The organism is Lentilactobacillus fungorum, assembly GCF_016860605.1.
Taxonomy (GTDB): Bacteria; Bacillota; Bacilli; order Lactobacillales; family Lactobacillaceae; genus Lentilactobacillus; species Lentilactobacillus fungorum.
This window is the reverse complement of the sequence record NZ_BNJR01000016.1, coordinates 281257-295217: the sequence shown is the minus strand read 5'-3', so window position 1 is coordinate 295217 and position 13961 is coordinate 281257. Positions and strand designations below refer to the sequence as shown.

Below are 13961 nucleotides of genomic sequence, written 5' to 3'. Positions count from 1 at the left end.
CTTAGTCATTACTGTTGTTAACGTTGGTTGACTTTGTTTCTTCTTGTTGATCGACAGCGGCCTTTTTGTCTTTGGCCTCTTGATCTTTCTTTTGAGCTAGCTTACTCAAAGCATCAACATTAACGACATCATCGTCATCATCAAGGTCTCTTAATTCGATTTCCTTATGGCTGGAATCTAGAACCTTCATGTCAAGTCCAAGTGATTGTAATTCTTTAACTAGCACCCGGAAGGATTCTGGAACACCTGGCTTTGGAATTGGCTCACCTTTTACGATGGCTTCGTAGGTTTTAACCCGGCCAACAACATCGTCAGACTTATAAGTTAGGATTTCTTGGAGTGTGTAAGCTGCACCGTAAGCTTCAAGTGCCCAAACTTCCATTTCACCAAAACGCTGACCACCAAATTGCGCTTTACCACCTAAAGGCTGTTGCGTTACGAGTGAGTAAGGACCGATTGAACGGGCATGAATCTTATCGTCAACCATGTGGGCCAACTTCAGGTAATGCATGACCCCAACGGCGATCTTCTTATCAAATGGTTCACCAGTTCGACCATCATACAAAATATACTTACCATCAGATGGCATCCCGGCTTCTTTTACAGCATCCCAGATATCTTTGTCCCGAGCGCCATCAAAAACAGGCGTCGCAACGTGGATTCCTAATCTTCTAGCAGCCATTCCCAAATGAAGTTCCAAAACTTGACCAATGTTCATTCGTGATGGCACACCCATTGGGCTCAACATAATGTCAACCGGCGTTCCATCTGGCAAGAATGGCATATCTTCTTCTGGAATAACAACGGAAACCGTTCCTTTGTTACCGTGACGGCCAGACATCTTGTCGCCAACTTGGATCTTTCGCTTTTGGGCGATATAAACCCGAACCATCCGATTAACTCCAGGTGATAACTCATCACCATTCTCACGGGTAAAGATCTTAACATCTTGGATAATGCCGCCGCCACCATGAGGGACTCTCAGTGACGTATCCCGAACTTCTCGAGATTTCTCACCAAAGATAGCGTGAAGTAAACGTTCCTCGGCAGATAATTCAGTAACTCCCTTGGGTGTTACCTTACCAACCAAGATATCCCCATCATGAACTTCGGCACCAATGCGAACAGTCCCGTCTTCATCAAGGTTCTTTAAAGCGTCCTCACCAACGTTTGGAATTTCTCGAGTCATTTCCTCAGGGCCTAACTTCGTATCCCGAGTTTCTGATTCATATTCTTCAATATGAATTGACGTGTACACATCGTCTTTAACTAATCGTTCAGAAATGGCGATCGCATCTTCAAAGTTGTAGCCTTGCCAAGTCATAAATGCAACAACTGGGTTTTGGCCGAGTGCTAATTCCCCGCCTTCCATTGATGGCCCGTCAGCCAAAATTTCATCAGCATCGACGTGATCACCAACTTTGACGATTGGACGTTGATTGTAGTTCTTGCCGCCATTTGAACGACGGAATTTCATTAATTTGTACTTATCGAGTGATTTATCATCACGGCGAACGCGGATTTCTCGAGCGTCAACGTATTCAACGGTTCCAGGGTACTTGCAGATAAGCGCAACCCCGGAATCATGAGCTGCCTTGTATTCGATCCCAGTTCCAACAAGTGGCGCATGAGGATCAACCAACGGAACAGCTTGTCGTTGCATATTAGCACCCATTAAAGCCCGGTTGGAATCATCATTTTCCAAGAATGGAATACATGCAGTCGCTACGGCAACAACTTGCTTAGGCGAAACGTCCATGTAATCAACCTTATCAATGCTAATTTCAATGTTATTGGACTTATGACGTGCCATAACAATGTTATTCACGAAGGAGCCATCATCGTTCAATGGTGAGTTAGCCTGGGCAATAACAAAGTTATCTTCTTCATCAGCAGTTAAATAATCAATTCGATCAGTTACTTTATGCGTTGTCCAATCAACTCTACGGTATGGGGTTTCGATAAAGCCATACTTATTCACCCGCGCATAACTAGACAAACTGTTGATTAGTCCAATGTTAGGGCCTTCAGGTGTTTCAATCGGACACATCCGGCCGTAGTGGGTATAGTGAACGTCTCGCACTTCATAGCCAGCCCGGTCACGAGTCAAGCCACCAGGTCCCAGGGCAGACAGACGCCGCTTATGGGTTAATTCACCAAGGGGGTTGGTTTGATCCATAAATTGTGATAGCTGTGATGACCCAAAGAATTCCTTGATTGAGGCAACTACTGGTCGAATATTAATCAATTGTTGTGGGGTCACGGTTGAAGTGTCTTGAATTGACATCCGTTCGCGAACAACCCGTTCCATTCGTGATAAACCAATTCGGAATTGATTTTGTAACAACTCACCAACTGAACGAATTCGACGGTTACCCAAATGGTCAATATCATCAATGCTGCCAATACCTTCTTGTAAATTAAAGAAGTAATTCATAGAAGCAATGATATCAGCTGGCGTAATGTGCTTAAAGCTCAGCGGAATATTATCATTGCCAATAATTGGCACAACTCGATCCGGGTCGTTCACTGATTGAACTTTCACGATTTGAACGGTCATTGGCTTAGTAACAACCGCTTCGTCTGATGGATTAAAGGTATAGGCCTTAAAATCTTTATTATCCAGGTATGGAGCCAAATCCTTCATGACATCCTTGGTCACAACGGTCCCCTTTTGTGCAATCACTTCACCAGTATCTGGATCAGCTAGCGTTTCAGCTAACGTTAAACCTAATAAACGGGTCTTCAAGCTGAGCTTCTTGTTAGTCTTGTAACGGCCAACTGGAGCCATATCGTAACGTTTCGGGTCAAAGAAACGTGCTGTCAGCAAGCTTCTTGAAGAGTCAGCCGTTTTAGGTTCACCTGGCCGCAAACGTTCATAAATATCTTTCAGTGATTCTTCAACTCGAGAATCATCCGTATCTTTATGAACATCTTTTTCCAACGTTAGGCCAAGGCTTTCGCTGTCACCCAACATATCACTAATTTCTTGATCAGAACCAAATCCGAGGGCTCTGATTAATTCGGTCAAAGGAATTTTTCGTGTCCGGTCAATTCGAACATAGGCAATGTTTTTTGCATCGGTTTCAAACTCCAGCCAAGCACCTCTGTTAGGGATCACAGTTGTCCCATAAGAAACTCGACCGTTCTTGTCAGAATCTTCATGATAATAAACACCAGGAGAACGAACTAATTGGGAAACGATTACTCGCTCCGCACCATTAATGATGAATGTTCCTTGATCCGTCATAAGTGGGAAATCACCAAAGAATACATCCTGTGTCTTAATTTCGCCAGTTTCGTGATTGGTTAATTTTAAGGTAATGTGAAGTGGGGCTGAATAATTGGCTTCATGTTCACGAGCCTCATCAACCGTGTACTTTGGCTCTAATAATTGATAATCAACAAACTCTAACGATAACTTTCCCTGAAAATCATCGATTGGCATAATGCCTTCAAAAGTTTCTTTAAGTCCCTCATCTAAAAACCAGTTGTAAGAATTAGTCTGGATTTCGATAAGGTTCGGTAAATCAAGCACTTCTTTAATCCGTGCGTAACTTCGTCGGGTACGGTGTTTTCCGTATTTAACTAAGTGTCCTGCCAAGTTTTTCACCTCTCCAAAAAATTCCGGAATCGAAATGTTACAGTTTGATTACAAATGCCCTTTTTGGTTGATTTTGAGCAAAAAAAATCCAAAAACAAGCTCAACTTGCTTTTGGTTTTTTATGCAGGCCAATCCGGACAATAGATCGCATCGACCATTTCGATTCACAACAAATACAACTAACAATATACCAACTTACTTCATAAATGTCAACTGATATTGTTTTGAACCACAATTATTTTTTATTATTAACCAGTGTCTTTCGATCCGGCTTTTTAACCGAAATCGTAATTTGTTTGTTGCGACCACCAACGGTTACTGAATCACCAGGAACAATTTCTTTGGCGAGCAGCTTAGCGCTTAGCTTATCTTCAAGTTCGGTCTGAATTGCCCGCCGAATTGGCCGTGCGCCGTATTGTGGATCATAGCCGCGATCCGCAATGATGCCAATCGCTGTTTTAGTCACCTTAATATCAATCCCCTGGTCATGAATGCGCTTGACCACCGGCTTGGTCATTAAGTGAACGATCTGGCCCAACTCCGCCTTGGTTAATGAATGGAAGACAACGACTTCGTCAATTCGGTTCAAGAATTCTGGCCTAAATTGCTTGCGCAAAGCTGCTTGAATCGTGTCTTTCATTTCATCGTAGCCTTCCTTGGCGTCCTCTTGACCAAACCCAACGGTCTTTTTGTCTCGCAAGGTCGTGGCGCCCAAGTTGGAAGTCATGATGATAACGGTGTTTCTAAAATCAATTTTGCGTCCCTTTGAATCCGTTAAGTACCCGTCATCGAGTACTTGTAGTAACAGGTTAAAGACATCTGGGTGTGCCTTTTCAACTTCATCAAATAGTACAACCGAGTATGGCTTTTGACGGACTTTCTCAGTCAATTGGCCACCTTCATCGTAGCCAACGTAACCTGGGGCGGACCCAATCAATCGACTCGTTGAGTACTTCTCCATGAATTCACTCATATCAACTCTGATCATATCGTCTTCAGAACCAAAGACTGCTTCGGCCACGGCCTTAGCCAATTCGGTTTTTCCAACTCCGGTCGGTCCTAGGAACATGAACGAACCAATTGGTCGATTAGGATCTTTTAGCCCACTACGAGCTCGTCTAATTGACCGCGATACCGCTGAAATTGCTTCTTCTTGACCAACAACGCGCTTATGAAGCACTTTTTCCAAATTAACTAAGCGATCTGCTTCACTTCTGCTTAGTCGGGTAACCGGAATACCTGTCCATTCAGCGACAATTTGGGCAACATCTTGGCTGGTTTCCTTAACAGGATAATGGGTTTCGTCACCATCATCCACTTGGTTATCCTTGGCTAATTCATCTTGCAATGCGTTGGCCTTTTTACGAAGCTCAGCTGCTTTATCGTAATCCTGGGCAACCAATGCTTCATTTAGTTGTGACAACAATTCTGATAGTTGCTTATGATCATCAACGGCATCTGAATTCTGTAAATGATCAATTCGAACTTTGGCAGCTGCCTCATCCATTAGGTCAATCGCCTTATCTGGTAAGAAGCGATCGCTAATGTAGCGGTTCGAAAGGTTAACCGCCGTTTCAACAGCATCATCCGTAATCTCAACGTGATGATGCTGTTCATACTTCGGCCGCAATCCCTTGAGAATTTGAACAGTTTCGTCGGCGGTTGGTTCGTCAACCATTACTTTGGCAAAACGACGTTCCAATGCGGCATCTGATTCAATGTACTTTTGGTACTCGTCTAAAGTAGTAGCCCCAATTAATTGAAGCTCACCACGGGCCAAAGCTGGTTTTAAGATATTCGAGGCATCAATGGCCCCTTCTGCGCCACCAGCGCCAATCAGCGTATGCAATTCATCAATGAACAGAATAATATTGCCATCTTGATAAATCTCATCAATGACTTTTTTGAGCCGGTCTTCAAATTCACCACGATACTTAGTGCCGGCAACCAATGATCCCATATCGAGCATCATCAAGCGTTTGTTGACCATGTCGCCGGGGACTTCGCCCTTCACGATTCTTTCAGCCAACCCTTCAGCAATCGCCGTTTTTCCGACGCCGGGTTCACCAATTAAAACTGGATTATTCTTAGTCCGGCGAGCCAAAATTTGAACAACCCGCTTAACTTCCAAATCACGGCCAATTGTTGGGTCAAGTCGATCTTGGCGGGCCAGCTCAGTTAAATCTCGGGCCAGTGAATCAATCGTTGGGGTTTTAGACTCATTTCGCTTCGACTGACGGCCACCGCGTTGCTTTGCAGCCATATTAGAAGCCATTGAGCCACCACTAATCCCCATTTTTCTCAAAGTTACCTTGCGGATTTGTGATAAATCAAGGCCTAAGTTAATTAAAATTCTTGAAGATAAGATTGTTTCGTCGGTTAAAAGTGAAAGTAAAATGTGCTCAGTTCCTACTTTAGGAACACCATTTTTTTTCGCAAATTCTCCCGCCTGTGCCAAGACTTCTTTTGCCTTTGGTGAGTACGGTAGATAATCGCTACTTGAAAGATTCTTCAAATTGCCATAGCCGGCAAAGCGCTCGACCTCTTCTGTAATGTCTTCTGCAGTTACTGAAAATTGCTGAAGTGCTTTATAAGCGATTCCGTTTGTTTCGATCAAAAGGCCTAGTAAAAGGTGTTCAGTACCGATAGCCTGATGCTTAAACTTTTTGGCTTGTTCCTGAGCGATGGTCAAAACATTCTTAGCGCTTGGAGTAAACAAATTATTCATAGACACCCTCACTTTCTATCCTTCGTAACGTAAACGATTCAGTATTGAGATCATTATATTCGCTCTCATAATATCTGTTAAATCGCTATTGTTCAGGTCAATCGCATCTTTATCAATCGCCGCTAAAATAATGCTGGCTTCCCGACGATTAATTAAGTCATTATTATATAACGTTTGAACGATTGTTTCACTATCTCTTTTGGATAACTTGTTTCCAATCGCGGCTATTAATGAGTCTAAAACGTCAATATCATCTAATAAGCGGACTTTTTCTATTCTAATGTACCCACCGCCACCACGCTTGCTTTCCACGATATAGCCATTTTGAATGGTAAATCTCGTATTAATCACATAGTTAATTTGGGAAGGAACAACGTCAAACAAACCAGCAATTTCAGAACGACGAATCTTGACCTGTTCATTATCGGCAAGTATTTCTTTTAAGTAACGTTCAATTAAATCTGAAATATTTTCGTCGGCCATTTCATCACCCATTCTTTGACTAATATTGACTATTATTATACGAATGTATGAGGAAAGTGCAAGGAAAAGGATTCAGTGGACAAACTCAAGTGGTTAAAAACGGCGCTTAAATACCTTAGTCGAAAATTCCTAAATTGAACTTTTAGGTCGACAGTTTAAGGATCGCTTTCTACTCGGGCCTGCCTGGGTAGGCTGAATCACCCGATTCCCAAGTCTGAATTCCCGCCACAGAAGATTGATGTCGCAGGTTCTGTCTGATTTGGCACACTTCGATTTAATTACTCAGCCTCTGGGCGCTTGGATTCTTGATATCTTTATTCTTTCTTCTATATAAAAGAAAGAAGTTTCTATGCTGGTTTACCCGTCTTGGTTTAACAACTTAAGCCCTAACAGCAGTTAGGTATCAAACTTTACCTAATGGCACATCTTTTTGATCCAGCGGCCTCAGTAAGTGCCCATTGATAATCTATTTTGGATTACTAACAGCAAGCCGTATCATAATTGAGGGGACAAAAAAATCGGGAAAACAAGATTTGAACTTGCGACCCCTACGTCCCGAACGTAGTGCTCTACCAAGCTGAGCTACTTCCCGATGATTAACAATATTCAACTAATACCACCAATATACCACAAATAATTCTGGTAAAAAAGTCGGGAAGACAGGATTCGAACCTGCGACCCCCTGGTCCCAAACCAGGTGCTCTACCAAGCTGAGCTACTTCCCGAAAACAATGCAACAAAAAATGCACCCAGTAGGAGTCGAACCTACAACCTTCTGATTCGTAGTCAGACACTCTATCCAGTTGCGCTATGGGTGCATAATAAACTATTCAATTAAACCTCAATCAATATATGTACTTGCTGATTGAAGCGGAAGACGGGATTCGAACCCGCGACCCCCACCATGGCAAGGTGATGTTCTACCACTGAACTACTTCCGCAAAATGCCGACTAGACGATTCGAACGCCCGACCTCTTCATTACTAGTGAAGCGCTCTAACCAACTGAGCTAAGTCGGCATAATGATGTTATTAGGTAACCAGTACCTATGCGGGCGAAGGGATTCGAACCCCCACGTCATAAGACACTAGAACCTAAATCTAGCGCGTCTGCCAGTTCCGCCACGCCCGCATTGTTCAAAAAAACTGGCAATGAGCCGTGGCAGTCTCGAACTGCCGACCCTCTGATTAAAAGTCAGATGCTCTACCAACTGAGCTAACGGCTCAATGGAGGATACAGGGATCGAACCTGTGACCTCCTGCTTGTAAGGCAGATGCTCTCCCAGCTGAGCTAATCCTCCATGAAACTAATTGAAACATGTTGGTAGCAACACCATCAACACAACTATTAAATTTTACCATTACCAGTTCAAACAAGTCAAGAACTATTTTAAAAATTTTAACTGGCACAATAGTTAGTTGATCTAGTCATTTTCCGACAAAAAATATTATATCCTATCCTGGAAAACAATGCTAGTCCAATTTGCATTTTTTTGAAACTTTTCTGACAAAATAAAAAGCGAAGAACATTTCTGCTCTCCGCTCAGCTTCTCTAAGCAATGATCCTAGAGAAGGGATACTGGGAAACGGTAACGGAATATACAAAGATGGGGGATCTAAGTAAGACCGCGTAACCGGAAAAACTCATTCCCGGTTACATCTATTAACTACGCCAATTTCTGCAGTGATTATTTTTGTTTTTCAATTTTAGTTTTCCCGTGCATGTACGGCCGCAATACTTCTGGAATTGTTACCGAACCATCTTCATTTTGATAATTTTCCAAAATCGCAGCAACCGTTCGGCCAACTGCCAAGCCAGAACCATTCAAAGTATGCACAAAGTGAAGTTTGCCATCTTCATCACGATACTGAATGTGCGAACGACGGGCTTGAAAATCGGTAGTGTTGGAACAGCTCGAAATTTCTCGATACTTGTCTTGGGCTGGGAACCAAACTTCTAGATCATGAGTCATCGCGGCTGTGAAGCTCATGTCACTGGTGGTAAGCGTGATGACATGGTAAGCCAAGCCCAATTTTTGCAAGTTCTCTTCGGCTTGATGGGTAATTTGTTCCAACGCCTTCCAAGAATCTTCCGGTTTGGTAAACTTCACCATTTCAACCTTGTTAAATTGATGGAGACGAATAAGCCCCTTAGTGTCTCGACCAGCGCTTCCGGCTTCGGAACGGAACGCTGGTGACAAAGCCGTAAAGGATACTGGCAGTTTTTCTTCCGGGATAACTTCATTTCGATAATAGTTAACCAACGGCACTTCTGCGGTTGGAATCATCGTTAAATCGGTGCCTGCCAGTTCATAGCCGGCTTTAGTTTCCAAAAACTTCGGAAATTGGCCAGTTCCATACATCGAATCATCATTCACCATGTAAGGCGGAATCACTTCTTGGTAGCCAGCAGCCGTATTTTGATCCAAATAAAAATTATAAACCGCCCTTTCGAGTAAAGCCCCGTCACCGATGTAATAAACAAACCGACTGCCGGAAACTTTTGCAGCCCGTTCAAAATCTAAAATACCAAGATCTTCACCAATCTCCCAGTGGTGCTTGGGCTTAAACCCAAATGATGGGATCTGACCAACTTTGCGAAGCTCAACAGCACCCTCCTCAGTCAACGAAACTGGTACCCCATCAGCTGGAATATTTGGCAGGTGAGCAGCTAAATCATGTTCTTGTTCTTCAATTTGGCGAAGTTGATCATCTAACGCCTTAATTTTTTGGCCAGTCTGCTTCATTTGTTCAATTGCATCACTAGCATCCGCTTTATTACGTTTAAGCTGTGAAATTTTCTCAGAGACATCATTTCTTGTCGCCTTTAGTGATTCTGACTGAACAATTAAGTCTCGACGCTTTGCATCATAATCCAGTAATTCATCAATTGTTTCTGGTTTAATACCTCTGGTTGCTAATTTTTTCTTTGTAAAGTCTGGATCTTTTCTAATTTGTTTAATATCTAGCATCTAAATTCCTCCAAAGAATAAAGTGAGCGGAGTCAGGCACTTAGAAAGCGGAGCATAAGTTTACTTGCCCAGAAATCCCGGGCTTGGATTTTTGGACAAGTAGGCTTATGTGTAGCTTTCTGCCTGACGAAGCTGTCCTAATAAAGTGAGCGGAGCAAAGCGTCTAGAAAGCGGAGCATAAGTCCTCTTGATTGGAAATCACGGGCTTGGATTTCTGACCAAGAGGATCTAGGTGCAGCTTTCTGCTTTGCACAGCTGTCCTAAAACACAAAGAAAGACCCAACGTCACTGGGACGAAGGATCCTTTTCGCGGTACCACCCAAGTTCTCAGCTAACCTAATCGCTGAGCTCTCTAGTATGGTAACGGCATACTCCGTGCGGCATTACCCGCCCGTTTATTCATGCTGGAATGTTCGACGGCAATTTTCACCAACCATTGTCTCTCTAAAGTCTACTTAAATAGGCACGAAACGTTTTAATCTAATTTGATTATAACTAACCAGCGGCCAAACTACAAGTCGTTAAATCGCTAGCTGAGCTATTTTATGATCAATTATCTGAATCACCCGAGCCTTATCTTGGTCATTTTCGACAAAATCATATTGATCACCATCAATTTGAATTTTAGGAGATTTATCATAGTCCGCAAACCACTGCTGATAGCGTTCATTGAGGTCTTTATAATACTGATAAAGGCTAGGATCCTTGTCAACTTGTTCATACGTTCGGCCACGCTTTTTAATTCTTCTAAGCATCGTTTCAAATGAAATATTGATATGAATCAGTAAGTCTGGATTCTTACTATGGGGTGTCTCTGGAAGCTCTTGCATCATGTTTTGAAGCAAAGAATCATAAATGGTGACTTCCGTTTCGGTCGCCCGGCCTAAATCGGCATTCAAATGAAACAATAACGAGTCTTCAAAGATTGAGCGGTCAAGGACACTTTCATCATTCTGCCAAGCCTTTTTAATGTCATCCATGCGGCGATTCAAAAAATCAATTTGCAGTAAAAACGCATATTTTTTGGGATCTTTGTAAAAAAGCGGCAAAATCCGATTATGCTCGACAGATTCGTAGTAAGCAGGTGTCCCCAAGTGTTTTGACAGCATTTGAGTTAACGACGTCTTCCCTGCGCCAATAGTTCCAGCTAATACAAGCATGTTTAATCCCCTAACTAAAGTGAAATAATTGAGTAACACTCAACATATTGTACTAGTTAGCCAGCTTAGGTTCAACATCTAGTATCGTTTTATTTTAAATCTGACGTATCTACTACTTCAATGTTGTCCATCCCCCCATATGCTTCAAACCATGGGGTTGCATTCTCAGATAAGATTTCAGTAAGTTCCTTTACGTTTTGAACCCCTTTATTTCTCAACCAATCAACTAATCCATCCTTGCCATCCTTAATCCAGATATCAACACTCTCTAACCAGGTTGCTCGGCCACTAAGGACGCCGTTAAACTTGGCACCGGCTTGACCAGCCAATTTTAATTGACGCTGAAAAATAGGGGTTGGCACGCCACCGCTTAAGAAGATGTATGGTCGGGTCATCTCGTCATCAAGTTGTTTAAAGTAATCCTTGGCCTGATCTTCTGTATAAGCATAGTTATCACTATCTGACCAGCCCTTTACAAAGGTTGGGTTAAAAGGCACTTCAACTTTTAAGACATCAATGTGATACTTATCTTGAGTGAATTCTTGAACAGACTTCAAGACGAGCTCCGGCTTGATTTTTGCAAATTCAAAAGATTTACTGTCCAATTTGTCATCATAAGTGACAATTTCAAAGAACGTCGGGGTCTGTGCGCCAAGTCCTTCCGTTCCGTAGCGTTGCGCAAAGGCCTTTTTGACGTCATTAATTTCATCTGGGTCATTGGGATTATAGTAAACCAGTACCTTTAAAGCATCCGCACCGCGTTGAACCATAATTTGCGCAGACTGATCTGGAATCAAGCTAGGTAACCGTCCAGGTGTATCAGCATCATATCCCGTTTTTTCATACGACATAATTAACCCAGTATCTTCACTTTTAGCTTTAATGCCTTTAAAGCCCATTTGATCATCGAGCAAAATAGCTGAACTTAACTGGCTTAATTCCTTTGAAACGATTTCTTTGAAGTCATAAACCATATCCATTTTGAAAACTTTCCCGTATTTTTCGGCAGCTGTTTTCATGCCCTTCACAAGCGATCCACGTTGATCTAGCGCCATCGCATTGATAACGCCATGATCATCTGATAAAGCCATCATTCTATGATACTTCTCTTTTGACATAAACTTTTTTGTCATATTTTCCACCTCAATTATTAAATATACCAATTGTTCCAATTCTAACAACTCGCGAGGTGGTTTTGCAAGACTTACGCTTAAATAAATAAAAAAAAGCCTACCTTAAGGGATAGACCAATTTTAAAAAATGCGATTATTTTTCATTTAATTTTGACAAATTTTCTTCCTCATGAGCTGGGGAAACATCTACTTTTTCAAGTGGAATGATTTTCGTATGATGCTTTAACTTATAAACAATGTACAGGATCAATACCAGTGGCACACTCATGTACGTTACCAATATTTGTTTCCAGTCAAAGTTGGCAAAGGCACTTGGATTCTGTCCAACGATTACTAAGATACACAAGATTAAGCAAAGAACCGGACCAAACGGAAATAGTTTGGCATGATACTTAAGTTCATTTAGATTATGCCCCTGCTTTACAAACGCCCGCCTAAATCGATAGTGCGAAATGGCAATCCCGAACCAGGCAATAAAGCCCGTCAGCCCAGAAGCTGCCACAAGCCACATATAAATCTGTGGGCCAGCAATACTTGAAATAAAGGTTAATAGCGAGACCACCGTCGTTGCAAGCAACGAGTAGTACGGAATCCCGTTTGCAGCTGTTTCTCCAAGCTTCTTAGGCGCGTATCCGCTATTAGACAGCGAATACAACATCCGGGTTGATGCGTACATACCAGAGTTGGCTGAAGAAATGACCGAAGTTAAAATAACGGCATTCATGACACTGGCCGCAGCAGCCAAACCCGCCCGTTGAAAGACCAAGGTAAATGGGCTAATGGCAATATCGGTTGCACTTGATCCCAATAATGAGTGACTAGTGTAAGGAATGATCGCCGCGATCACAAATATCGTCAAGATATAAAATAAGATAATCCGCCAAAACACTTCATTAATCGCTTTTGGTACACTATGTTGTGGGTCTTGAGACTCACCAGCGGTAATCCCCACTAACTCAGTTCCTTGAAACGAAAAGCCGGCAACGACAAAAACGCTTAAAATGGCTGGAAACCCGCCAACAAACGGGGCCTGTTTAATCGTAAAATTGCGCATTCCAATAAAATGGCCACCCATGATGCCAAAAATCGTTAGGGCGCCTACTGCCAAGAAGATAATGATTGTCGTTACTTTAATGGCTGACATCCAAAACTCGGTTTCACCAAAGGTACTAACTGACATTGCGTTAATCAAGAAAATGAGCAGTAGCGCAATCGCACTCCAAATCCAAGCAGGCACGTTAGGCAGCCAAAATTTCATCACTAAAGCAGCCGTGCTAATATCAACAGCGACGGTAATGGCCCAGTTAAACCAGTAGTTCCAACCCATTGCAAAGCCAAGCGCTGGATCAACATATTTAGCTGAATATGCCGCAAATGAACCAGAGATTGGCATGTTCGTGGCCATCTCGCCCAAACTAGTCATTAAAAAGTAAACCATCAGGCCCATTAACGTGTAAGCAGTCAACGCGCCAGCAGGTCCAGCTTGACTAATCGCCGAACCACTGGCAACGAATAAGCCAGTCCCGATACAGCCGCCCAAGGCAATCATTGACACGTGACGGGCTTTTAGGCCCCGCTGTACCTGACCGGTGGATTCTTCGTTTGAATTTTCCTTCATCTATTTCGTCTCCTAAAAATAAAGTGAGCGGAGCCAGGCGTTTAGAAAGCGGAGCCTAAGGTCACTTGACCGGAAATCCCGGGTTTGGATTTTTGGGCAAGTGGGCTTAGGTGCAGCTTTCTGCCTGGCGTAGCTGTCCTAAAAATAAAGTGAGCGAAGCAAAGCGGTTAGAAGCTGGAGCCTAAGCCATCTCGGACAGAAATCCCGGGCTTGGATTTTTGGCCGAGATGGCTTAGGTGCAAGCTTCTGCTTTGCGTAGCTGTC

The 13961-nt window shown here is 42.8% G+C and carries 7 protein-coding genes and 8 tRNA genes; all 15 read right to left on the bottom strand.

The window, feature by feature from the left end:
* Position 1: 1 nt before the first annotated feature.
* Positions 2–3613 carry a DNA-directed RNA polymerase subunit beta gene (gene rpoB / locus YK48G_RS10310; RefSeq protein ID WP_203630625.1) on the bottom strand — a complete coding sequence of 1204 codons (3612 nt, stop codon included), beginning with the start codon at positions 3611–3613 and terminating at the stop codon, positions 2–4.
* Positions 3614–3839: 226 nt separating this feature from the next.
* Positions 3840–6332, bottom strand: coding sequence for an ATP-dependent Clp protease ATP-binding subunit (locus YK48G_RS10305; RefSeq protein WP_203630624.1), 2493 nt, complete (start codon positions 6330–6332; stop codon positions 3840–3842).
* Positions 6333–6347: 15 nt separating this feature from the next.
* Complete coding sequence (locus tag YK48G_RS10300) at positions 6348–6815, bottom strand: CtsR family transcriptional regulator (RefSeq protein WP_203630623.1); 468 nt, start codon at positions 6813–6815, stop codon at positions 6348–6350.
* 518 nt (positions 6816–7333) lie between these two features.
* A tRNA-Pro gene (locus YK48G_RS10295) sits at positions 7334–7407 on the bottom strand.
* A gap of 59 nt (positions 7408–7466) precedes the next feature.
* Positions 7467–7540, bottom strand: a tRNA-Pro gene (locus YK48G_RS10290).
* 19 nt (positions 7541–7559) lie between these two features.
* A tRNA-Arg gene (locus YK48G_RS10285) sits at positions 7560–7633 on the bottom strand.
* 51 nt (positions 7634–7684) lie between these two features.
* Positions 7685–7756 (bottom strand) — tRNA-Gly (locus tag YK48G_RS10280).
* Positions 7757–7760: 4 nt separating this feature from the next.
* A tRNA-Thr gene (locus YK48G_RS10275) sits at positions 7761–7834 on the bottom strand.
* 30 nt (positions 7835–7864) lie between these two features.
* Positions 7865–7946, bottom strand: a tRNA-Leu gene (locus YK48G_RS10270).
* A 21-nt stretch (positions 7947–7967) separates the two neighbouring features.
* A tRNA-Lys gene (locus YK48G_RS10265) sits at positions 7968–8040 on the bottom strand.
* 2 nt (positions 8041–8042) lie between these two features.
* A tRNA-Val gene (locus YK48G_RS10260) sits at positions 8043–8115 on the bottom strand.
* A 387-nt stretch (positions 8116–8502) separates the two neighbouring features.
* A complete protein-coding gene (gene serS / locus YK48G_RS10255) occupies positions 8503–9786 on the bottom strand; it encodes a serine--tRNA ligase (RefSeq protein ID WP_203630622.1) in 1284 nt (427 codons plus the stop codon).
* Between the two features lie 521 nt (positions 9787–10307).
* Entirely contained in the window at positions 10308–10946 is a 639-nt protein-coding gene (locus tag YK48G_RS10250) for a deoxynucleoside kinase (protein ID WP_203630621.1), read from the bottom strand.
* Positions 10947–11035: 89 nt separating this feature from the next.
* Positions 11036–12079 (bottom strand): tagatose 1,6-diphosphate aldolase, encoded by a 1044-nt coding sequence (locus YK48G_RS10245; RefSeq protein WP_203630620.1) that lies wholly within the window; start codon positions 12077–12079, stop codon positions 11036–11038.
* 133 nt (positions 12080–12212) lie between these two features.
* The gene (locus tag YK48G_RS10240) at positions 12213–13697 is read right to left on the bottom strand and encodes an amino acid permease (protein WP_203630619.1); all 1485 of its coding nucleotides are present in this window, start codon (positions 13695–13697) and stop codon (positions 12213–12215) included.
* Between the last annotated feature and the right edge of the window lie 264 nt (positions 13698–13961).

Coding starts and splice junctions, on each gene's coding strand:
- serS (WP_203630622.1), bottom strand. CDS start 9,786: ATGCTAGATATTAAACAAATTAGAAAAGATCCAGACTTTACAAAGAAA.
- YK48G_RS10245 (WP_203630620.1), bottom strand. CDS start 12,079: ATGACAAAAAAGTTTATGTCAAAAGAGAAGTATCATAGAATGATGGCT.
- YK48G_RS10240 (WP_203630619.1), bottom strand. CDS start 13,697: ATGAAGGAAAATTCAAACGAAGAATCCACCGGTCAGGTACAGCGGGGC.
- YK48G_RS10250 (WP_203630621.1), bottom strand. CDS start 10,946: ATGCTTGTATTAGCTGGAACTATTGGCGCAGGGAAGACGTCGTTAACT.
- YK48G_RS10305 (WP_203630624.1), bottom strand. CDS start 6,332: ATGAATAATTTGTTTACTCCAAGCGCTAAGAATGTTTTGACCATCGCT.
- YK48G_RS10300 (WP_203630623.1), bottom strand. CDS start 6,815: ATGGCCGACGAAAATATTTCAGATTTAATTGAACGTTACTTAAAAGAA.